Below are 20,745 nucleotides of genomic sequence, written 5' to 3'. Positions count from 1 at the left end.
ATGGCCGATCTGATCGCAACGAAGGCCTGGACCGCGACGATGGCGCCGCTGCTTCTGCGACCACCATCCTGGACTCGGCTCGAACCGCAGTCATTCTCGGGTGATCCCGGGCCGGGTTTGTCTGCGGCCGTGAGTGATCCGCTGTGGTTGTTGACGCGACAGTGGCAGTTCGGCGAGTTCGCGGGCGAGGATGCGGGAACCCCGCTGGCCGTACGCGTGGACGCGACAATTGCACCGGTGACGCGGTGGCAACCCGGCGATTGGACGGCAACCGAACCACAAGCCGTGCGGGACCTGACCAACGAACCGCTGGACGTGTCGGTCGAACGCGAGCCGATCGCCGGCCGCCCGGGCCTGCGAGTTCTTGCCCAAGCAGGTGCAGCCCTGCTCACCGCCCTGCGCGACGCCGGGCTGTCCGCAAGCGCCGACAGTCTGATTCGTGAGGCGCCCCTGCCGTTCGGTGACAAGACGGGTCCCGGCTGGACCGGCCCCGGCCTCCTCCTGCGTGGACGGGCCGTCGACGCCGAAATTGCCGCCGTCGCACTCGAACAAGCAAGTCCGAACCTGCCCGCCTGGCTCGACGGACCGCAGCGCACGGAGATCCTCGAGGTCACCAACCGATGGCGGCAGTGGTACCGCAGCGAGATCGCACCCTCCACCGACGCGTCGTCCTGGGTCGGCCGTCGACTCGAACACCGTTACAGCGTGGGCATTTCGACCGGTACAGCCCTGCGCGCCCCGGAAGCCGCCGGCGGCACCGCCGACTGGTGGACATTTGACAGCGACCCCACCGACCTCGGCCCACGCACCGACCCACAGTCGTTCACCCACCGCTCGGTGGCAACTCCACTGCGGTTCCCTGGCATGCCCGCCGACCGATTCTGGGAATTCGAAGACGCCCAGATCGACATCGGCGCACTCGAATCCGACCCGCACGACCTGGCCCGCCTGCTCGTCGCCGAATGCGCACTCATTTTCGGCTGCGACTGGCTCGTCGTTCCGATCGACCTGCCCACCAGGTCGCTGGCCACAGTCACAACAGTGACCTACCGCAACACCTTTGGCGAAACGTATCTCGCGGCGAACGCGCCGGACCGCGATCGGATCCTTCCCGAGGATCCATGGCGGATGTTCACGATCACCGGACCGGACAAGGCTTGGGAGAACCGCAGCGGTACACCCGGGTTCGACGGTCTGTTCGTCCCGCCCGCCTCGATCAGCTGCCTAGAGGGGCCGGCTGTCGAAGAGGTCCTTTTCCTGCGTGACGAAGCCGCCAACCTGGTCTGGGGTGTAGAGCGGATCGTCGAAGATCTCGCGGGCGACCCCCACCTCCGAGAAGCCGACCACCATACCGTCGAACCCCCTCTCTCCGGGCGTATCCCCGATGCCGAACTCGACTATCTGCTGCAGACGTCGGTCCCCGAATGGTGGATTCCTTATGTCGCCCGCATCGAAGTCGACGGACCGGTCCGACTGGCCCTTGTTCGTTCCGCGCTGCTGCGATTCGGTGAAGGTCTACCGCCCGATGGTGTGCCGATACGCGGAATCGGTCGTCTGCTCAACGAACCCGGTCACGCTGTACTCGATGATGCCGAGGTGCCCCGCGAAGGTGTACGAGTACAGCGAGTGCCCGTTCTCGCACGCCGGTCTGACGGGTCCTATGACAACTGGACTGCTCGCCGAGTTTCTGTGGGACGCGGCGAAGGGCGCAGTGGGCTTGAATACGACTCAGCCATTCCACGACGAAATGTGTGACCCCGGAACGGTTTACAGGGTCCTCGTGGCGAACATTGTTTCTTCCAGCTGCCAGCTGTGTCCGTCGTCCACTGAAACTTCGCCAGTCCATGTGAACGAGCGGGCGGTGATCTCGGTGAATCGCCACCGCAGCAACGGATCTTCATCGCGGCTGATGAGTTCGATGCTGCCGCAATCGTCGTTGTGTCCGATGAACTTTCGCACTCGCGAGTTGATTGGCTCTACCCAGGTGGATCGCCACGCATCGATCGCTGGATCGTAGAACCGGATCGTGGAACCGTGGAACGCACGGACACGCCCAGTCATCACCGGCGTCCCGGTTCCAGGCACGATCCATACATCCTGAATCGCTCGACCGCCCAGCACCCAACCGAAGTGCAGCTCCCCGTCGAGGGTGTCCAGCTCAGTCGCCGCCGAGACCCACCGCAAGTGCCACGAGCCGATAAATTGCCCGAACGTTTGCAGCTTGTCAGCGAGATCTTCCTCGGGCGCAGGCGCATACAGGTTCGTTCTCAACGCATCCACATTTGTCAACATGCTGACAGAGTGTCATGGTGGTGACGAATTGTCACCCGATTGACATACTTTTGTGTACCATCGCCTGGTGGACCGGGCCGAGATGTACCGACTATTGATCGCCGACGTGTACGAATTGGCCGGTACATCTCGTCGCACCAGCGAGTCGATCGCGCGGGACGCGAACCAGACGGTTGCCCGGTGGCATGCCTTGAGCGTGTTGTCCGAACCGGCCACCGCGGCCGGCGCGGCCCGGCGTCTGGGACTGTCTCGTCAGAGCGTGCACCGGGTCTGCGGCGACCTGATCCGAGACGGCCTCGTGGAGACCGTGGACAATCCCGACCACCAGACTTCGCCGCTCCTTCGGCTCACGTCCGAAGGTCGCCGGGTGCTTGAGCAATTGGTCGAGCGGGCAGACACTGATCGGGCGCGCCTCCTTGACCGCGCAGCTATCACGGCTGGACAACTCGCCAGTGCACGCGCTGTGATCCAGGCTGCAATTTCGGCCCTCGACGAAACCTGAGATCACCGACCCAACGAGTCGCACCATCAGAGCGCAAAGGTCCTGTGAGCGGACCCACTATCCGGTTGCGCTCAGAGCGTCTGCACCGCGACCGATATTTCCGCCAGGAGTTCGGCTTTACGGGCATCGTTCGCGAACGAACCTGTGACCGAATTTCTTGCCAACGTCGCGAGATCTTCAGCATTGAGGTCGAGCGCGTCGCGGACCCCGTTCAGGTTGTCGTCGACGTATCCGCCGAAATAGGCGGGATCGTCAGAGTTGACGGACACATTGAGGCCCTTGCGGAGCATTGTCCGCAGCGGATGGTCGGACAGCTGATCAACCGCTTTCAAGCTGACATTGGACAGCGGGCATACGGTCAACGGAACACGTTCCTGCACCAGGCGTTTGACGAGCCTCTCGTCCTCGAGGCACCTTATTCCATGGTCGATGCGTTCGACGCCGAGCAGGTCCAAAGCCTCCCAAATGTATGCAGGCGGGCCCTCTTCACCTGCATGCGCGACGAGGTGCAAACCTTCGGCGCGCGCCTTCGCGTACACATCCACGAACTTCGACGGCGGGTATCCGACCTCCGCGGAGTCGAGTCCGATCCCGAGCATCGGAGTTCCGAGCGCAAGCACGTCGTCGAGGACGGTCATGGCCGACGCCGCACTATGGTCACGCAGCATCGAAACGATCAGGCCGGTGCTGACACCGTGATTTTCAATGGAGCTACTGAGCGCCGAGGTGACTCCCTCCATCACTTCTTCGAGTGCAACACCCCGAACCAGGTGGGCCTGTGGGTCAAGGAACACCTCCGCATGTCGTACACCGGCGAGCGCTGCTCGCGCCAGGTAGGCATTCGTCATCTCGGCGAAGTCGGCCGCGGTCCGCAACGTCGACATGTTGGCGTAATACAGATCAAGAAATGACTGCAGATCCGCAAACTGGAACCGGCTCCTCAGTTCATCGACGTCGGCGTAGGGCAGGGTGATCTTGTTTCGTTCGGCGAGACTGAAGATGGTCTCGGGCTCGAGGGTTCCCTCGAGGTGGAGGTGAAGTTCGGCAACCGGTAGGGACGTCATTTGCGGTCCAATCATGTTGTGCAGGTGTCGAAGTGGCTCAGTGAGCGAAGTCCAGGGCGTTCGGTCATCGCATTCCTACTCGGACCCGACGAACGGTCCACACTACCATTCGTGGTGTCGCCGGCCGGCCGGCCGGCTCGCACATGGACTGCTCCCCGATACGTCGCCTACTAACACGACGAATTCTGTCGAAAGGGGCGTTCTCGCCCTGTCAGTGTCACGGGGCACTCGGCGACCCAGACGGGGCCTCTATGCTGGCCTTGTGTTCTTCATCTTCGGTTACGGCATCAAGCGGCAACACATCGGCCCGGGTCAAACCCGAACGTGCCCGCACTGCCACAACACCACGCAATGGACACGCATCCAGCAATTCAAACAATTCACGCTGTTTTTTCTTCCGATCGCACGTTGGAAGCGTCGTCAACTCGAGCAATGTGGCATCTGCGGCACCATCACCGAGGTTTGAGCGCCTGGCCCGCGCTCTGCACGACCGACAGAGTCGAACGCGTACACGGCGCTCTCCTGTACAACTTGACCATGACAAGCCGCCGCGTATTCCCGCTCGCGCGCATCACGGGCCATGTCGCGTGGTGGATCTTTGTGGTCGCAACACTGTTCGCCGGCGGCATCAGCTGGACGGGCGCAAGCAATCGCTTGAACGGCAGCTTTATTGACGCCTCTTTCACCGCGCGATCAAGTCGGTGGACCGCCTACACCCCGCTGACCGACTCGCCGGTGGGCATTGCCAACTTCAGCGCTTCGGCGCCATATGACCGATGGACCGATCCGGAGTTCTGGTCGATGGTTGCGTTTGTTGTGGTGCTCATCGCCGCTGTGGCCGAAGCAATTTCGGCTCGTCGGTTGCTACCGGGGCTAGTTACGGTAGCCGCCCCGTGTGTGGCGTTGGGGCTACTGCTGCTGGCTACCCCAGGCATCCTCGACAGCGTCGAACTCGACACCATGTCCGCGATGGGTGTTGTGCTGGTCGCGATCGCGGCCCGAGAAGTATGGGCACGCCAATTCGCGCCCCGCCCACCGCTACCCGACTGAACGAGTTGTCTCAAGCTTCATCTGGCAGGGGCATCTCAACTCGATAGACGAATGACCGTCGGATAGTCGATTGCGGCCCAGAAATTTACGTCACCACCGAAGGATCGCAGTTCTGGTCAAATGTCCAGGCATCGGTAAGCTTGCGCGATGGATCTGGTCACGCTTGTTCTGGCGTCACCTCGGGGGCGTTCTTTCTGCGCCGCCATCGCGTACTTGTGCAGCTCAGATCAGCGAGTTGCGCCCAGACGCCGACCCCAGACTGCGGCGGACGTTCGCGAAGTCATCGAGGCGGTTGATCTTCAAGCGATCCCCAAACTGTCCGAACTCGAGTTGATCGAGGCTCTGGAGTTCGCCGCGAACTGCGCTCACTACTGGCAAGAACCAGACGATGAAGATGTGATCTTCGCCCGCCCGGAAATAACTGCCGCTCTACGCCCGGTAGCCGCCACTGTCTTGGCCGCGGCGCATACCGCTTGGTGGGGGGATGCTCCCCACTTAGTCAAGGAGTGCTGTCATGGCCGCTGCGCAGGGTGCTGCCCCGAAGTCGCCCCGTCCCATGCGCGCCGATGCCCGGCGAAACCGCGACGCCATCCTCAACGCCGCCCGCAAACATTCGATGACGAGGGTGTTCTCGCATCTCTCGATGGCATAGCCCTGCGCGCCGGTGTGGGCAATGCAACGCTCTATCGCAACTTCCCCACCCGCGATGATCTGCTCGCGGCCGTCATGGAGACGAACACGGAAGCAGCGCTCAACGAGCCAGAGGAGCTGTCTCGATCGTCCACTCCACGCGAGGCACTTGCCGAATGGCTGTTCCGTCTGACGTGGCAGATGCGCATCTGCCACGACCTGCCGTACTGCATTTCCACAGCCCGCGAAGACCCGTCATCATCGATGAACGGGGCCTGCAATCCCCTATTCACCCAGACAAGCACCCTTCTCGATGCAGCGAAATCCGCCGGCGATGCGGTCGAGTCCATCACTGCGGACGAGGTGTTCGAGTTGATCACCGCACTGTCATGGGGTGTGGATCGCTTCCGTGACGACACCGAAGCCGCACGCCGCCGCGTTGCCATTGCGACAGCGGGCATCTTCACCCGACCTGGATAGTGGCGATGTTGCCTAACTGGGCCGGTGCGTAACGTGTGTTACGGTCACACATAACGCATGTTACGTATCACCGGGACGGGATCATCTATGACCGACGGGCCGACACAAGCTGTAGTCGACCGGATCTCCGCCGCTGTGTGGGCTGTGGCGGCCGACTGCGGCTTGGAGAACGTTTCGCTGCGTGCGGTCGCTGTCCGCGCAGACTGCACCACCGGCCTGATTATGCACCACTTCGGCTCGCGCACAGACGTTTTGGTTCACGCCTGTCGGACGATGTACAGCCGCGTCGTCACACGCGCCGACGCAATCCAGGAAGGCCGCAAGCCGAGCATCGACGTGCTTGTGGACGTCCTATCGGCCGTGCTGCCACTGGATCACGACCGGGTCGACGAGGTCCGCGTGTGGGCAGGCTTCGCCGCGACCGCCCTGGCGGAGCCGCAACTCAAAGAGGTCCACATCAACCACCACCGCCAGTGGGTCACGCGCATCACCGCCCTGGTCCAGGACCTGCGTTCAGACGCCACCGAAAACGACGTCGAAGATATCGCGAAGTCGCTGTCCGCCACCGTCAATGGTCTCGCCTTGACGGCCATCTTGGACACCGAGACATATCCGCCGCGAACGCAGCTACGCCTACTCACAATGTGTGCCGCCGAGGCGCTCAACTCGCTGACAACAACGGACTGATCCACATCCGAAAAGCCCGGCGAAGCAGAACCATTCCGCGTTTCGCCCTCCGATCGAAAAACGAGTTCAACGATGATTGACCCCCACTTCGTCCTGTTCGGCGCGCTGCTGAGCCTGGTCGGCTGTTCCTTCTACATCCGCGCAGTGCTGACAGGCTCGGCCAGTCCGAACAGGGTCTCGTGGTTCCTCTGGGCTGCAATGCCCGTCATCGCTTTCCTCGCGCAGATCGACGAAGGTGTCGGACTATCCTCAGTCCTCACCCTGTCCGTCGGCCTGGGACCGGCGTTCGTCTTTGCCTCGTCGTTTGTCAACCGGGAAAGCTACTGGCGCATCACGACGTTGGACGTAGTCTGCGGCGCGATCTCGGTGGCCGCCATCGCGGCATGGCTCCTACTGGACAGCGCCACGATGGCGCTCGTCATGGTCGTGATCGCAGATTCTGTCGCCGCACTGCCCACCATCGTGAAGAGCTGGAGGTCACCGCACACCGAGAGGTCGGACTACTACGTGCTCGCCGGACTCAACGGAGGGATCGCGTTGCTGACTCTGGACTCGTGGCGCATTGTCGACTGGCTGTTCCCCGTCTACGTTGTCGCCGTGACCACCACCATCGCTGCCACCATCGCGATCCGGCGCCGAGCGAACGCCACTCCGGTTGCTGTCACCAACTGACCGGCCCCGGGAGCACTCGCGGCAACAACACGATCAAAGGCGACCGGTCACCGTGGACCGAAGACTTCTACTCGTTCCACATCACATCCCCCGCTGCCGAGTGAATAGACCCTCGAGGAGGTGAGAGACAGAATCGGATAGTCCAGCGGCACACGCACCGAAGGCTGCTCGAGCTATTTCGGGATCGAAATGCTCACCGCGCCCGTACATTCTGCGGGGTATCCCACCCCGCGCCGGTCCCGTCCACGTGCTGCACGTCGGCTTCCCATGGCAAGCGGTACTCGCCCGCTACCAGATCCTGCATGAACGTGTAAGGACAATCTGTGGCCCCGCCGTCGACTGCTGTGTACCCGCGGTGCCCGAGTTGGTAGATGTTGTTCTCGACACCCCACCCCCGGCGCGCCTCATCTGCCCGGGCGGGGACGACCTCGGCGGTGACGACACGATCTGGCGATCCGTCACCCCGCACCAGCACGGTGCCATCGATGTCACACACCATCGCCTCACCCTGCGACCAGATGTTGTTCTCGTCCGGGCCGGCGAGCGCCACCGAGGCCGTATAGGCGAGGTTGTGAAAGGCGTTGGTCTGATTGGTGATTCGCCATGACTGCTGAATCGGGTAGGTGTATCCCGCCGTGCGCAGGATGACGTTGGCGCCCTTGTACGCTGCCTCCCGGGCCATCTCGGGCAACATTCCGTCGTGGCAGATGATGAGCGCGATCCGGGAACCGGACGGGCCGTCGCAGACCGGGATCCCTAGATCTCCGGGCGCCCATGGCTCGGCGGGCACCCACGGATGCATCTTCCGGTAGTAGAGAACCTCCTCGCCGTTGTCGTCGATGATGATGCCGCTGTTCCACGGCGCACCGGACGGGTTGCGTTCCATGATCGAAAAACACCCCCAGACCCCGGCCTGACGGCAGGCATCGGCGAGCAGCGCCATCTCGGGTCCGTCTCGGTCACAGAGCATCTCGTTGTCGAGCCAGGTGTCCGGGTCAAGACCGTTGATGCTGTACTCCGGCATCACGACCAGGTCGAGCGTCGGCATGCCCTTCTTCGCACCCTTGACGACACTGGCGAGTCGTTCGGCGGTCGTCTTCAGGTCTGCCGGGGTCTTGATGATCGGCACCCGGGCCTGCACCAGTCCCAGGACCAGCGCCCCGGGCGTCGGATTGAGTCCATCGAGTCCACTCATGGTTGTTAGTTCCTTACTGTCGCGGTGGAGAGCGACGACAGTTGTGGCCATCGCCCTCCGAATGGTCTGACACTCACGAAAGTTGCTGCAGCATCGCCCAGATGCGGGCATCTGCGCGGTGGTCAGCCTTCGGCGGACCATGGACTAGCGCAGCATCGACCGCAACGGCCTGGGCGCGAGCGGCGTCGTCGGTGCGTTCGACAAACGCGTGCAGATGATCGTCGAGCCTATTCATCTGTGCAAGTGCGGCTTCGGTGATCTCGACAGCGGTCACCGACCGGGAACGGACCGCTGCCGAGACCGCGGTGGCCGTCATTCGGGTCAGGTCGACGTCGGCCGGGAGCGTCATACAGCGACCTCGATCTCCGCCGCGACATCGTCATTCACCTTGGCAGGAGCAGCCGTCGGCACGAACTTGTCGATGATCAGATAAGCAATTGCGGCACAGACCATTCCGACGATCGCTTCGCTGAACTGCGGAGCCCAGTGATGCACGGCGTAGGCGCAAACGGCGCCGATGATCCACGCCGCGAAGGGTTGTACGCGGAACGCGGTGATGCCCCGTGTGGCGGCCCGGCGGGTGATGAGCTGATCCACGATCAGCACCGCACCGATCGACGGCACGAAGATGCCGAGCAGATTGAGCCAGGTCGAGAAGTGACTCCACACACCAGCCAAAGCGATGACCAGGCCGATTGCGCCGAGGATGAGCGTGAGCACCCGCATTTTCGAACCGGTGAGCTGGCTCCACCCCACTGCGCCGTTGTACAGGCAGTGTGAGCACACCGAACCGAGGTTGACGAACACGAAGAACACCGCGAGCGCAGTCAGGACAGCGCCATGATCGACGAGGATGGGCATGAAGTCGCCACCGTCGGTTGCCGGGTTGAGTGCTCCCCCCGCGGCCACGATCACCGCCCCGGTCACCATCGCGATGAGGTTGGCGACCGGAAAGGCGCTGAAGGTGGCGATCACGGCTTCTCTGCCGCCGCGTGACCACCGCGTGAAGTCCGCCGCCATGGTGCCCGAGTCGATGAAGGTGGCCACGACGATCGTCACTGCCGCACCGATCGAGAGAACGGTCGCGTCACTGGCACCGCCCTCATAGGAGGTGATCGCACCCCACCCGTTGCTCCGGGCTACCAGGACGATCGACACGACGCCTAGTGCGATGAACAGTGGTGCGGCAATCATGCCGATGACGGTCAATGCGCGGATCCCGATGAAGGTCACACCGATGTACAGCAGCCCGCCGATCAACGCGACCAACGTTTCGTTCCAGCCCAGCGACGTGTTCAGGGTGGCGCCAGTCAAGCCGGTCTGGAAAGCGAACCAGCCGATGACGACGGTCGCGAGAAAGCCGGTGACAATTTTGGATCCGTGATGCCCGAACGTCTCAGCAGCGCTGAGTGCGAAGTTCTTCCCGGTTTTGCCTGCGATGAATGACAGTGCGCCGACGTATCCGAACAGGACGAGGTTGCCGATGATAATCGCCGCGATGCCCTTCCAGAACCCGAGGCCATAGACGATGGTGCCACCGAAGATGGCACAGGTGAGGACCATTGGGAACCCGAACCACACCGCGGAGACCGACAGCGTCGATCGACGGTGCGAGTCAGGAACTGGCGAGTTCTCGAACTCTGAGTCGAGATGCAGTGTGCCGTGGTCGGGCTCTGCATTGGATTTGGCGGAGGTTGTCATGAAGCACCTTCTGGCATGGTTGCCGGCAACTGTGAATGTGCCGTGATGGATTCCCTGGGCACCGATGACGAGGGAGAAGTGAATGAGTAGCCCGCATCGACGAGGGCTGTTCTCAATTCAGCGAGTAGTGTTGGCGCGCTGGGTGAATCGCTGTGTACGCATACCGATCGGATGCCATGATCGCTTGGCCTGGCCAGTTGCGCCAGCGTGCGGGCGATCACTTGATCGACACCACCTATGCGATCAGCCGTTCGTTCATACATCTGCACCTGGCCATCGCGATAGGGCCGGTCGGCGAAAGTCTCGCTGACTGTACCCAGACCGAGTTCTGCCGCCCGGGAATGCAATTCGGAACCGGGCAGCACATAAACGAGCAGTGACGGATTGAGTTCGGTAATCGCAGCGCACACCGCATCGGCCAGATGCGGATCACGATTGACCATCATGTAAAGCGACCCATGGAGTTTCACATGCTGCATGGTGCAGCCGCGGACCCGAACAAACGAGTCCAGCGCACCGACCTGGTACAGGCACAGGTCATACGCCTCCTGAGGCGTCGTCGGGATCTCGCGACGCCCGAACCCGATTCGATCCGGGAGACCGACATGGGCACCGATCGCAACTCCATGGCCTGCTGCCAGATCAACACTCCGCCGCATGACCGCGGGGTCGCCGCCGTGAGCACCGCACGCGATGTTCGCCGAGGTGATCATGGGCATCATCTCGGTGTCGGCGCCGTAGTCGTAGACGCCAAAACTCTCACCGAGGTCACAGTTGAGGTCCAGGACCGGCATTGATCATCCCTCCACGTCTGCGGTCAGAGCCGCAGGTCGCCGAGGGTTCACTGCCAGTTCCCACGCACGCGCGAACCTCAGCAGACTGCGCTCGGACAAGGGGCGGCCGAGTACTTCGAGTCCGACGGGAAGTCCACCGTCGGTGAAGCCTGCGGGGATGCTCATGGCGGGCAGCGACGTCTGTGAGGCGATGACGGTGTTGGTCGGGAAATCCAGTGCAGTCCAGCGCTTTGCTGCAAGCTCTTCGCGGGTGGGTGCCGGTACCTGGACCGTCGGGTAGATCAGGAAATCTACATCGGCATCGGCCATCATCGAGATCAATGTGCGTCGCCATTCGTCTTGACGCAGACGGCGCGGGAAGTAATCGGGATCCTCCTCGGGCACAGATGGACCATCGGCGATGTCGGCGATCAGGTCGGTGAGTGGATGGAATCCACCGTCAACGATCTCGCGGAGCTTGGTGACGGGCGCACCCGGCCGTGCCTGCAGAAACTCTTCGATGTCGGTTTTCGACTGGATCGTGTACAGCGAAGTACCTGCCACCCACGCCGGCAGATCACCGAGTTCCAAACCGTCGACCACGGCAACCCCCCGCTGATTGAGCTGGGTGATGGCGTCTCGCACAACCGAATTGGTGAGACCTTGATCTACACCCTCACCAAAACCGTCCGTGAGCACGCCGACCCGGAACGACGAGATGGAGTCGGCGTCGACGTCGGCGATCGCCTCGCGGTAGTTCCCGACATCCGAGGTTGTGGTGGCGATGGAGGTGTAGGCATCGGCCGGGTCGTACCCGACGATGACGTCAAGGATCGCGGCAAGGTCGGGCACATTGCGCGCCATGGGTCCTGGTGTGTCCTGGAAGTGCAACAGCGGGGAGAAACCAGTGCGCGGGATGAGCCCGGTGGTAACGCGGAGACCGAACAGATTGGTGAACGAGGACGGCAGGCGAATCGATCCACCGGTATCTTCCCCGATCCCGACGAGGCAGAGGTTTGCGGTCACGGCTGCGGCCGTCCCAGCACTCGATCCCCCGGTCTCGCGATCGAGATCGTAGGGGTTCTTGGTGTGCTCGGTCCGTGACGAGAACGAGAACCACCCCGCGGCAAAGTCGCACATCGCCGTTTTACCGAGGATCACCGCGCCGGCCTTACGGAGCCGATCGATGACCGTGGCGTCGGCCTCGGGGATGTACTCAGCGAATGCCTTGTTACCGAACGAGGTTGGGATACCTTTCGTTTCCCCTTGGTCTTTGACCAGAATCGGCACACCGTGCAATGGGCCGACCAGAGTACCGGTGCGTGCGTACTGGTCATCGATCCGTGCGGCGTCCTCGAGTGCCGCCGGGTTCAGTGTGACCACCGAATTGATCTGCGGTCCGTCGGGGTTATCGGCTGCGTCGAGGGCCGCGATCCGGTCGAGGTACCACGCGGTGAGACCGGCACTGGTCGCATCGCCCGTCTCGATCATTCCGTGGAACGAACTCACTGACAGCTCTTGGTATTTCACCTGTTTCTCCTTGCCCGTACCGGCATCTGTTCCCAGTGCTCCGACGATGGTTTCTGCCGTGTGTTCGAGGTGATCTCGGGTGGCATCGAGGAGTGCGTCGAGGTCGCGAGCAAGCATCAGTTGATACATACGCTCGTGCTGGCGGTCGGCTTCCTCGAAGTTGTGCATGGCTGTCGCATAGATCGCCATATAGGGCTGGATACGATCCCAGATGTTGTGGATGAGCTCCATCAGGTAGCGACTGTTGCCACCGGCATAGAAGGTCTGATGAAACTTGCGATTCAGCTCGCGCCACTCGTGAGGGGTGATGTCCGGATCGGTCATCTGATCGAGAACCGAACGCAGGGCCGCGATTCCGTCGTCGTCGAGTTCGTCTAGCGCCCACTCCGTGGCAAGGGACTCGAGTGCCAACCGGATGGTGAAGAGTCTCCTGATCTCGCTCGGCGTCAGCGTGGTGATCGTGACAGCTCGGCGATCGAACGCCACCAGACCCTCAAAGTTCAGCCGTTTCAGAGCTTCTCGTGCCGGCATGGTCGAAACCCCGACCGATTGGGCGAGTGAGCGGATGGACACACGTGTCCCCGGAGCTATTCGGCCTTCAACTATGTTGCGGCGGATCTGTTGATAGACGCTTTCCGCCAACGTCGTCGGCGGCAAGACCTCGACTGCCATGTGATATCAACTCCATCCCTGATCCAACTGTGATCACACATGAAGGTTTCCGGTTGCCGATGACGGCTACGTTGTTGATTTGTTGCGGCTGTATGACGTCATCGCGGTCTCGTTACGTCCTGATGACGAGGTCTCAAAAGAGGGAGAATGACTACGCAGTGCGTAGGTCTTCTCGGGCGGGAACCGAAGAATCATGGTCAGCCCTGAACTCGTGCTGGACGAGTTTCTCGGACGTATCCACCACCCAACCCTTGCAAATCGGTGAAGCTGCCGCCGAGACCATCGGGTACGCAGGAACTTCCCGACGTCGCCATCTGGCCGGGATACACGCCTACGAGTGCGACGAACACCGAACAGCACTGTGTGGGTCGCATGGCTGAGCTCAACGCCGTTACGTTCGGATATGAGCCTTGTCTCCATGCGGGCCGAACAGATGGAGTATCTCGATCACCTGATCGTCAGCAGGCCCAAACCAGTGCGGCTCATTGGTATCGAACTCCGCTACTTCACCGGGGCCTAGTAGAACTTCATTGGCGCCGAGAATGAGCCGCACGCTTCCCGCGAGAACGTAAAGCCATTCGTATCCGGCATGAGTGACCAGCTTCTGAGGGCGAGGACCGATCACCTGCTTGAAGACCTGCACGCGCCCCGGATAACGCGTCAATGGAACCACGGCGCTCCCGTTACCACTGCGCCGCGGCGTGAGATGGACTCGGGGATCGCCGGTGGCAGGTGCACCGACAAGTTGGTCGAGAGCCACTCGATGCGTTCGAGCCAGCGGCACAAGCAGATCGAGAGTTGGGCGGCGCTTCCCGGACTCCAACCGCGACAACGCGCTGACAGATAGACCAGTGGCGTCGGCCAGCGCCTCGAGCGTCATACCGCGATCACGACGAAGTGAGCGCAAACGCGGCCCTATGTCGGCGAGCATCTGTGCAAGTTCGGCGTCCATAGCGTCCATTTTTGCACTTTTCGCAAATTCTCTATCGGGTTCGGCGGAGCGACTGCGACTATTCGCCCGACGAAACAGCCCACGACGATAGGAATCGATCATGAGTCCGCCAATCCGGCAATCCAAAACCAGCACGGCGCCGATCGATTACGCGGGCAACACCCAACGCCGCTGGGGAGTGCTCGCAATCTGCGCCGTTGGCATTTTCGTGGTCGGTCTCGACACAACGATTGTGAATGTTGCCCTGCCGTCAATAGGCGAGGATTTCGACGTCGGAACCAGTGGTCTCGAATGGGTCGTCAACGCGTACACACTTGTACTCGCGAGTTTGTTGATTTCATCCGGTGCGATGGCCGACCGTTTCGGGCGGAGACGGATCTTCCAACTCGGGCTAGTCGTTTTCGGTGTGGCTTCGGCGGCCTGTGCACTCGCGCCGTCTATCGGCGTTCTGGTCGCAGCACGTGTAGTTCAAGGGATCGGTGGATCGATGCTGAGCCCGGTCGCACTCGCCATCGTGGTCAACGTGATGACCGAACCCAAGGAGCGGGCCAAGGCGATCGGCGTGTGGGCTGCGGTATTCGGAATCAGTATGGCCGCAGGGCCGGTCACCGGCGGCCTCCTCATCGAGAATTTCGGTTGGCGGTCCGTGTTGTGGATCAACGTGCCGGTGATCGTTGTAGTCCTGGCCCTTAGCAGAGCATTTGTTCCGGAATCGCGTGCCCCACAGCCGAGAAGACTCGACGTACCTGGTCAACTGTTGCTGACCATAGTGATCGGCGGGATGGTTGCGCTCCTCATCGAAGGACCACAAATCGGGTGGACATCACCGGGTTCACTGGCCGGATACCTCCTCACGGCCGTGGCGTTGGCGGCTTTCACGCGGATCGAGTCACGGCGTAGCGAACCGCTCATCGATCCCCAACTATTCCGGCACACAGCGTTCTCTGCCGCCGTTGCAGGCGCCGTGGTGGTGTTCGTGTCTCTCAATGCGACATTGCTTCTCGGCACTCTCTACCTACAACACGCGCGAGAAATGACCCCAATGGCCGCGGGCGCCATCACTCTCCCGATGGCGATCGGCGCAACCGTCTGCGCGCCGTTGTCCGGGATGCTCGTCGGTCGTGTCGGCGCGCGAAGGCCACTGTTGATCGCCGGTGGTTTCACCACCCTCGGCGGCCTGTGTCTGGTCTCGCTCGACAACACCACGAGCACAACGACATTGCTCGTCGCCTACCTGTTTCTCGGCATAGGATTCGGCTTCTCGAATGCACCCATCACCACTACCGCTGTCAACGGCCTACCGTCTTCGCGCGCGGGTCTAGCTGGTGGAATAACCTCCAGCGCCCGCCAATTGGGAGCAGCGCTAGGCATCGCATTGGCCGGCGCAATGATAGCCGGCAGTGCACCGACTGACCTGGCACAAGCATCTCGGTTGGGGTGGATGCTCGTCGTGGTGTGCGGACTACTGCTCCTCCTGATTGCCCGCATTTCACCAACATCCGGCACGCAGAACTGACCAGCCGTCGACCGCGCCGATCCGGGTGAACCACGTGTCCCCAGACGCTCACACTCGTCGTCCAACGAGAACCACTCGTGTCACCCAAATCCTTACAGGGCATGGGTTATGAACTCCGGATCGACGCCAATCCATCGCACTGTTGATGGTGACCAGGCTCGCGACGCCCAGCAGGTCACCGAATACCGGTCACAGCCAGCAACATCTGTTCCCAGTGCCGCAGCGGTAACAAGTGCCCTTCGTCCTTGTAGAGGACCAGTTTGGCATTCGACAACTGCTTTGCGAGCCATTCACCGTTGTTCTGAGGCGCCATTTCGTCTCGGTCGCCGTACCAAAGGTGGACCGGTGCAAAGACGTCGGCGGGGTCGAAACCCCATGGACCGACGAATGCAACGTTGTCCCAGGCAATCGCCATGGGGCCCTGCCGCAATGCCTCTTGAAAGGAAACGAAGATCGCTTGTCTCGCTGCGGGATCGGCGACCACCTCAGGATCACTGGCTCCCCACATCCAGTCGATCCACGGCGCCTTCTGGTCATCCCGTACCGACATCATGGCATCGAGGAACTTCTCGTTGCCGGCCAGGAACTGTTCGGCTGCACGGGTAGGTTCGGCAGGCAGGTAAGAAAGCGCAGAGAGGTCGTTCTCGGTTAGAGCATCCATCGCACCAGGCATCTGCTGCACGGGCCCGAGTCCACCCGACACACCGACCCGGGTCACACGATCGGGCATCGCGGCTGCCGTCGCCAAGGCGAACGGTCCGCCCCCCGACCAACCCAAGGTGGCGAACCGGTCCACTCCGAGTTCGTCAACGATGGCCTCGACGTCCGCTGCAACCCGCCCGAGGCTGCTCGCAGCGGCATCGGACCGGCCGTAGCCTGGGCGGTCGAAGCTGATCACGCGTATGCCCATCCGGTGGGCGCGGTCGGCTCCGAAATCGACCTCTAGCCGCGATCCAGGTGTGCCGTGGAAGTGCACAACAGGCGCACCCGTCGTATCCCCGGTGTCTCGAACCATGACCGAACGGCCACCGACTACGACTTCGAACTCCATCATGGTGGCAGCGTACGGTGCGTACCGGGCGCAGCAGAGAGTTGCTCAGCTTGTCGAACCGATAGCCGAGTCCGAAATCCGTTCTTCTCCAGGTGAAGTGAATGAGCGCCGGACACGTCAGATTCGATCCGCGCCTGCAGCGGGCGTTGTTCACTTGACCTTTGATTCGGCGACCATCAATATAGATCTATGTCGAAACAGAGGTTGCCAGTCACCGATGTCGCCAGCGAGGAGTGCTGCTCACCGTTGATTCGCGAACCGTTGTCCGCACCGTGGGCGGGTGATCTGGCGCGGATGTTCAAGGCGCTTGGCGATCCGGTGCGCCTGCGGTTGCTCAGTTTGGTCGCCAGCCACGCCGGCGGTGAAGCCTGCGTCTGTGACATTTCAGATTCGTTCGACTTGTCCCAGCCGACGATCTCCCATCACCTCAAGGTGCTGCGTGAGGCCGGCTTGCTCGATTGTCAAAGGCGCGGAACCTGGGTGTACTACTGGGTGATTCCAGCTGCCCTGCAGCAACTCTCATCAGTGCTCAGCGCAGCTGACCCCACCTGTGACGACGCCCCGCTGGTCACCGCGTGAGTACCGCCGCAAGTACCGCCGAGCATCCGGCAGTCGTCGGAAAACTATCCACTCTCGACCGTTTCCTACCGGTCTGGATCGGCGTGGCGATGGTTGCCGGCCTCCTGCTCGGACGATTGATCCCCGGCCTGAACGACACTCTGTCGGCAATCTCTGTCGACGGCGTTTCCCTACCCATCGCGATCGGGCTGCTGATCATGATGTACCCGGTGCTGGCGAAGGTCCGGTACGACCGCCTCGACACCGTCACCGGCGACAAGAAGCTGCTCATCGGGTCGCTGGTACTCAACTGGGTGCTGGGGCCTGCTCTGATGTTTGCCCTGGCGTGGATCTTCCTGGCTGACCTTCCGGAGTACCGGACCGGTCTGATCATCGTGGGTCTTGCCCGCTGCATCGCGATGGTCATCATCTGGAACGACCTCGCCTGCGGCGATCGCGAAGCGGCTGCGGTCCTGGTGGCCATCAATTCGGTGTTCCAGGTGATCATGTTCGCCGTCCTCGGCTGGTTCTACCTGTCAGTGTTGCCGGGCTGGCTTGGCCTCGAGCAGACCGAAATCGACGCCTCTCCATGGCAGATCGCCAAGTCCGTCCTGATCTTCCTCGGCATCCCTCTGGTCGCCGGATTCTTGTCGCGCTATTTCGGTGAGCGTTCCAAGGGTCGCGACTGGTATGAAGCGAAGTTCATCCCAAAGATCAGTCCGTGGGCGCTCTACGGTTTGCTGTTCACCATCGTCATTCTCTTTGCGCTACAGGGTGATCAGATCACCTCCCAGCCCCTCGACGTGGTCCGCATCGCGATTCCGCTTCTGATTTACTTCGCGGTGATGTGGGGCGGTGGGTACGGCCTCGGCGCGGCAATGGGGTTGGGCTACGAACGCACCACCACCCTCGCGTTCACCGCGGCCGGAAACAACTTCGAACTCGCCATCGCCGTCGCCATCGCCACCTACGGTGCCACGTCCGGCCAAGCACTCGCCGGCGTCGTCGGTCCGCTCATCGAAGTACCGGTCCTGGTCGGCCTTGTCTATGTATCTCTAGCCCTGCGTAAACGGTTCACCCCACAACCATCGGTGACGGCAGCGACAAAGGGGTCTTGATGTCCGAATATCCCGGGCGGGTACACGTCAGGTCTGCCGGGTCTGCACCGACACACGAGATCAATCCCACCGTCGTCCACGCGATGGCCGAGATCGGTCTCGATCTCGGTGCGGAGTATCCCAAACCGCTCACCGACGATGTGGTCGCTGCCGCTGATGTAGTGGTGTCAATGGGTTGCGGCGACGCATGCATCAGCCGACTCCTCACCGAGTTGACCTCCACCATTTCCGCCTGACTACCCGCCTCCGACTCACGAAGGGCCTTCATGTCCACCACTCCCAGCGTGCTGTTTGTCTGCGTCCACAACGCCGGACGATCGCAGATGGCTGCCGGTTTCCTCTCTCACCTCGCCGGCGACACCATCGAGGTCCGCTCTGCGGGCAGCGCGCCGGCCGCGACGATCAATTCCGCCGCAGTCGAAGCGATGGCCGAAGAGGGCATTGACATTTCGGCCCAATCACCGAAGATTTTGACTCCCGCTGCAGTGGAAAGCTCGGATGTCGTCATCACCATGGGATGCGGCGACGCATGCCCGGTCTTTCCTGGCATCAGCTACCGCGACTGGGCACTGCCTGATCCAGCAGGCAAGGGCGTCGAGGCAGTACGCCCGATCCGGGACCAGATCAAGATTCTCGTCAAAGACCTGATCGCCGAACTCGTTCAAGCACGATCAGATACCAGCCGATGAGCACACCAAGCGTGTTGTTCGTGTGCGTGAAGAACGGCGGCAAATCGCAGATGGCTGCCGGTCTTATGCGCAAGGCAGCCGCAGACGCAGTCGAAGTCCACTCGGCGGGAACCCGGCCCGGCGGCTCGCTCAACGCATTGTCGGCACAATCACTGATCGAGGTCGGCGTCGACATCACCGCCGAACAGCCCAAACCTATTGATCCCGCCCTGCTGGCCCGGATGGACTATGTGATCACTTTGGGCCGCGAAGCCACCGTCGACCGGATTGATGGTCCGAGGTTCGAGAACTGGGACACCGACGAGCCTTTCGAGCGCGGTATTGACGGTATCGAGCGGATGCGTCTGGTCAGAGATGATATCGCTGCCCGCGTCGACGAACTCGTAGCGAGACTGCGTCGCTGATCCGTTGAGCGCAAGCAACATCGAGGTTCCAATCTCCACCACCTCGACCGATGTGGTCGTCGTCGGTGGCGGTCAAGCTGGATTGGCCGCCGGGTATTACCTGCGCCGAACCAGGCGCGACTTCGTCATCCTCGATGACCAACCTCGGCCCGGTGGTTCATGGCAACAGTATTGGCCGTCGTTGCATCTGTTCTCCCCCGCCGAGTACGCACGGCTGCCAGGCTGGCCGATGCCGCCCTGGCCCGACGGCTTTCCACCAGCATCACACGTCGTGAACTACCTCACCACGTACGAAAAAAGGTACGCGCTGCCCGTGCAGCGTCCTGTCACCGTGACCGGCGTCCACCGCACCGCCAACGGATACCGTGTGGACAGTGCCACCGAATCCTGGACCGCCGCAGCGATTATCAACACCACCGGAACATGGTCACGACCGTTTTGGCCCAGCTATCCCGGAATGCGCGACTACCGGGGTACTCAACTGCATGCCAGCAACTACCGCACCCCCACTCCGTTCGCCGGCCAACGCGTGGGCATCGTCGGCGGCGGCAATTCCGCCGCACAGATTCTCGCCGAAGTCTCCACCGTGGCCGACACCGTGTGGTTCACCGCGCATCCACCAAAGTTCCTACCCGACGACGTCGATGGACGGGTCTTGTTCAAAGTCGCCACCGAGCGAGCCCGTACCCTCGCCGCCGGCGGCACCGATTCCGGTGGCGTCGCCGGGCTCGGCGACATTGTCATGGTCCCGCCGGTCAAAGAAGCCCGCGATCGCGGCGTGCTACACGCACGGCCGATCTTCACCACCCTGACCGCTGACGGGGTCAGCGACGGTACCAGCACCGAAAAACTCGATGCGATCATCTGGTGCACCGGCTTTCGTCCCGCACTGCGTCATCTCCAGCCGATGCATCTGCGCTCGGACGGCTCAGCAGGCATCACACTGGATGGCAATCACGCGCACGGCGAGCCGTCGTTGGTGTTCCTGGGCTATGGCGATTGGACCGGCCCGGGGTCTGCCACGCTCATCGGAGTGGGACGCACCGCCCGCGCCGCCGTCATCGACCTGGTACACGATGTCCTCAAGTGACCATCGTCGGTGGTACGAACAGATACCGAAACGGTCACGACCACGCTATATCGATGACTGTCAATGTTGCTTATATTGATAACTGTCGATACAGTGGGCCGCAAGTACTGATCCTCGTC

24 protein-coding genes and 1 pseudogene are annotated in these 20,745 nt (G+C 62.0%); 15 read left to right on the top strand and 10 right to left on the bottom strand.

Features of this window, described 5'->3' with window-relative positions:
* Positions 1-1,755: a hypothetical protein gene (locus AC1TPF_RS25125; RefSeq protein ID WP_482141704.1), complete on the top strand. Its 1,755-nt coding sequence runs from the start codon at positions 1-3 to the stop codon at positions 1,753-1,755.
* A gap of 12 nt (positions 1,756-1,767) precedes the next feature.
* Here the strand turns inward: AC1TPF_RS25125 and AC1TPF_RS25120 are convergent, their stop codons facing one another.
* On the bottom strand, positions 1,768-2,292 hold the full coding sequence (locus tag AC1TPF_RS25120) for a hypothetical protein (RefSeq protein WP_482141702.1): 525 nt from the start codon (positions 2,290-2,292) through the stop codon (positions 1,768-1,770).
* Positions 2,293-2,359: 67 nt separating this feature from the next.
* Here AC1TPF_RS25120 and AC1TPF_RS25115 point away from each other — a divergent pair, with 67 nt between their 5' ends.
* A complete protein-coding gene (locus AC1TPF_RS25115) occupies positions 2,360-2,794 on the top strand; it encodes a MarR family winged helix-turn-helix transcriptional regulator (RefSeq protein ID WP_482141700.1) in 435 nt (144 codons plus the stop codon).
* A 71-nt stretch (positions 2,795-2,865) separates the two neighbouring features.
* Here AC1TPF_RS25115 and AC1TPF_RS25110 read toward each other — a convergent pair whose 3' ends face one another.
* Entirely contained in the window at positions 2,866-3,858 is a 993-nt protein-coding gene (locus AC1TPF_RS25110) for an adenosine deaminase (RefSeq protein ID WP_482141698.1), read from the bottom strand.
* A gap of 262 nt (positions 3,859-4,120) precedes the next feature.
* Between AC1TPF_RS25110 and AC1TPF_RS25105 the strand changes: the two genes are divergently transcribed.
* Positions 4,121-4,324: a zinc-ribbon domain-containing protein gene (locus AC1TPF_RS25105; protein WP_482141696.1), complete on the top strand. Its 204-nt coding sequence runs from the start codon at positions 4,121-4,123 to the stop codon at positions 4,322-4,324.
* Between the two features lie 71 nt (positions 4,325-4,395).
* A complete protein-coding gene (locus AC1TPF_RS25100; RefSeq protein ID WP_482141694.1) occupies positions 4,396-4,908 on the top strand; it encodes a hypothetical protein in 513 nt (170 codons plus the stop codon).
* Between the two features lie 222 nt (positions 4,909-5,130).
* On the opposite strand, the gene AC1TPF_RS25095 is transcribed toward AC1TPF_RS25100, so the two are convergent.
* Positions 5,131-5,277: a hypothetical protein gene (locus AC1TPF_RS25095; protein WP_482141692.1), complete on the bottom strand. Its 147-nt coding sequence runs from the start codon at positions 5,275-5,277 to the stop codon at positions 5,131-5,133.
* Between the two features lie 145 nt (positions 5,278-5,422).
* Here AC1TPF_RS25095 and AC1TPF_RS25090 point away from each other — a divergent pair, with 145 nt between their 5' ends.
* The 4 genes from AC1TPF_RS25090 to AC1TPF_RS25075 all read left to right on the top strand — a co-directional run bounded on the left by AC1TPF_RS25090 (position 5,423) and on the right by AC1TPF_RS25075 (position 7,377).
* The gene (locus AC1TPF_RS25090; RefSeq protein WP_482145632.1) at positions 5,423-5,560 is read left to right on the top strand and encodes a hypothetical protein; all 138 of its coding nucleotides are present in this window, start codon (positions 5,423-5,425) and stop codon (positions 5,558-5,560) included.
* Between the two features lie 14 nt (positions 5,561-5,574).
* Complete coding sequence (locus tag AC1TPF_RS25085; RefSeq protein WP_482145631.1) at positions 5,575-6,018, top strand: TetR/AcrR family transcriptional regulator; 444 nt, start codon at positions 5,575-5,577, stop codon at positions 6,016-6,018.
* Positions 6,019-6,105: 87 nt separating this feature from the next.
* Entirely contained in the window at positions 6,106-6,705 is a 600-nt protein-coding gene (locus tag AC1TPF_RS25080; RefSeq protein WP_482141688.1) for a TetR/AcrR family transcriptional regulator, read from the top strand.
* Positions 6,706-6,777: 72 nt separating this feature from the next.
* Positions 6,778-7,377: a hypothetical protein gene (locus tag AC1TPF_RS25075; RefSeq protein WP_482141686.1), complete on the top strand. Its 600-nt coding sequence runs from the start codon at positions 6,778-6,780 to the stop codon at positions 7,375-7,377.
* 193 nt (positions 7,378-7,570) lie between these two features.
* Here AC1TPF_RS25075 and AC1TPF_RS25070 read toward each other — a convergent pair whose 3' ends face one another.
* From AC1TPF_RS25070 to AC1TPF_RS25045, 6 genes are all read right to left on the bottom strand, one after another.
* Entirely contained in the window at positions 7,571-8,572 is a 1,002-nt protein-coding gene (locus AC1TPF_RS25070) for a formamidase (RefSeq protein WP_482141684.1), read from the bottom strand.
* 73 nt (positions 8,573-8,645) lie between these two features.
* Positions 8,646-8,921, bottom strand: coding sequence for a hypothetical protein (locus AC1TPF_RS25065; RefSeq protein ID WP_482141682.1), 276 nt, complete (start codon positions 8,919-8,921; stop codon positions 8,646-8,648).
* Complete coding sequence (locus AC1TPF_RS25060; RefSeq protein ID WP_482141680.1) at positions 8,918-10,273, bottom strand: cytosine permease; 1,356 nt, start codon at positions 10,271-10,273, stop codon at positions 8,918-8,920. Before AC1TPF_RS25060 ends, AC1TPF_RS25065 begins: the two co-directional genes overlap by 4 nt.
* On the bottom strand, positions 10,270-11,067 hold the full coding sequence (locus tag AC1TPF_RS25055) for a 5-oxoprolinase subunit PxpA (RefSeq protein ID WP_482141678.1): 798 nt from the start codon (positions 11,065-11,067) through the stop codon (positions 10,270-10,272). Before AC1TPF_RS25055 ends, AC1TPF_RS25060 begins: the two co-directional genes overlap by 4 nt.
* Before the next feature lie 3 nt (positions 11,068-11,070).
* Positions 11,071-13,248, bottom strand: a complete 2,178-nt coding sequence (locus AC1TPF_RS25050; protein WP_482145630.1) for an amidase family protein — start codon at positions 13,246-13,248, stop codon at positions 11,071-11,073.
* A gap of 391 nt (positions 13,249-13,639) precedes the next feature.
* Positions 13,640-14,200, bottom strand: a complete 561-nt coding sequence (locus AC1TPF_RS25045) for a helix-turn-helix domain-containing protein (protein ID WP_482141932.1) — start codon at positions 14,198-14,200, stop codon at positions 13,640-13,642.
* A 100-nt stretch (positions 14,201-14,300) separates the two neighbouring features.
* Here AC1TPF_RS25045 and AC1TPF_RS25040 point away from each other — a divergent pair, with 100 nt between their 5' ends.
* On the top strand, positions 14,301-15,716 hold the full coding sequence (locus AC1TPF_RS25040) for an MFS transporter (protein WP_482141674.1): 1,416 nt from the start codon (positions 14,301-14,303) through the stop codon (positions 15,714-15,716).
* A 175-nt stretch (positions 15,717-15,891) separates the two neighbouring features.
* Here AC1TPF_RS25040 and AC1TPF_RS25035 read toward each other — a convergent pair whose 3' ends face one another.
* Entirely contained in the window at positions 15,892-16,770 is an 879-nt protein-coding gene (locus tag AC1TPF_RS25035) for an alpha/beta fold hydrolase (RefSeq protein WP_482141672.1), read from the bottom strand.
* A gap of 186 nt (positions 16,771-16,956) precedes the next feature.
* Between AC1TPF_RS25035 and AC1TPF_RS25030 the strand changes: the two genes are divergently transcribed.
* The 6 genes and pseudogenes from AC1TPF_RS25030 to AC1TPF_RS25005 all read left to right on the top strand — a co-directional run bounded on the left by AC1TPF_RS25030 (position 16,957) and on the right by AC1TPF_RS25005 (position 20,626).
* Positions 16,957-17,346 carry an ArsR/SmtB family transcription factor gene (locus AC1TPF_RS25030; protein ID WP_482141670.1) on the top strand — a complete coding sequence of 130 codons (390 nt, stop codon included), beginning with the start codon at positions 16,957-16,959 and terminating at the stop codon, positions 17,344-17,346.
* Positions 17,343-18,443 carry an ACR3 family arsenite efflux transporter gene (gene arsB, locus AC1TPF_RS25025; protein WP_482141668.1) on the top strand — a complete coding sequence of 367 codons (1,101 nt, stop codon included), beginning with the start codon at positions 17,343-17,345 and terminating at the stop codon, positions 18,441-18,443. Before AC1TPF_RS25030 ends, arsB begins: the two co-directional genes overlap by 4 nt.
* A gap of 14 nt (positions 18,444-18,457) precedes the next feature.
* Positions 18,458-18,634, top strand: a pseudogene (locus AC1TPF_RS25020) (arsenate reductase/protein-tyrosine-phosphatase family protein); the annotation flags it as partial.
* A 75-nt stretch (positions 18,635-18,709) separates the two neighbouring features.
* Complete coding sequence (locus AC1TPF_RS25015; RefSeq protein WP_482141666.1) at positions 18,710-19,132, top strand: arsenate reductase ArsC; 423 nt, start codon at positions 18,710-18,712, stop codon at positions 19,130-19,132.
* On the top strand, positions 19,129-19,536 hold the full coding sequence (locus AC1TPF_RS25010; RefSeq protein WP_482141664.1) for an arsenate-mycothiol transferase ArsC: 408 nt from the start codon (positions 19,129-19,131) through the stop codon (positions 19,534-19,536). Before AC1TPF_RS25015 ends, AC1TPF_RS25010 begins: the two co-directional genes overlap by 4 nt.
* Positions 19,537-19,567: 31 nt before the next feature.
* Positions 19,568-20,626: an ArsO family NAD(P)H-dependent flavin-containing monooxygenase gene (locus AC1TPF_RS25005; RefSeq protein WP_482141931.1), complete on the top strand. Its 1,059-nt coding sequence runs from the start codon at positions 19,568-19,570 to the stop codon at positions 20,624-20,626.
* The last annotated feature ends 119 nt before the right edge of the window (positions 20,627-20,745 follow it).

The organism is Williamsia sp. Y853, assembly GCF_056786495.1.
The sequence above is the reverse complement of the archived record's forward strand: the minus strand, read 5'-3'. Positions and strand labels throughout refer to the sequence as shown.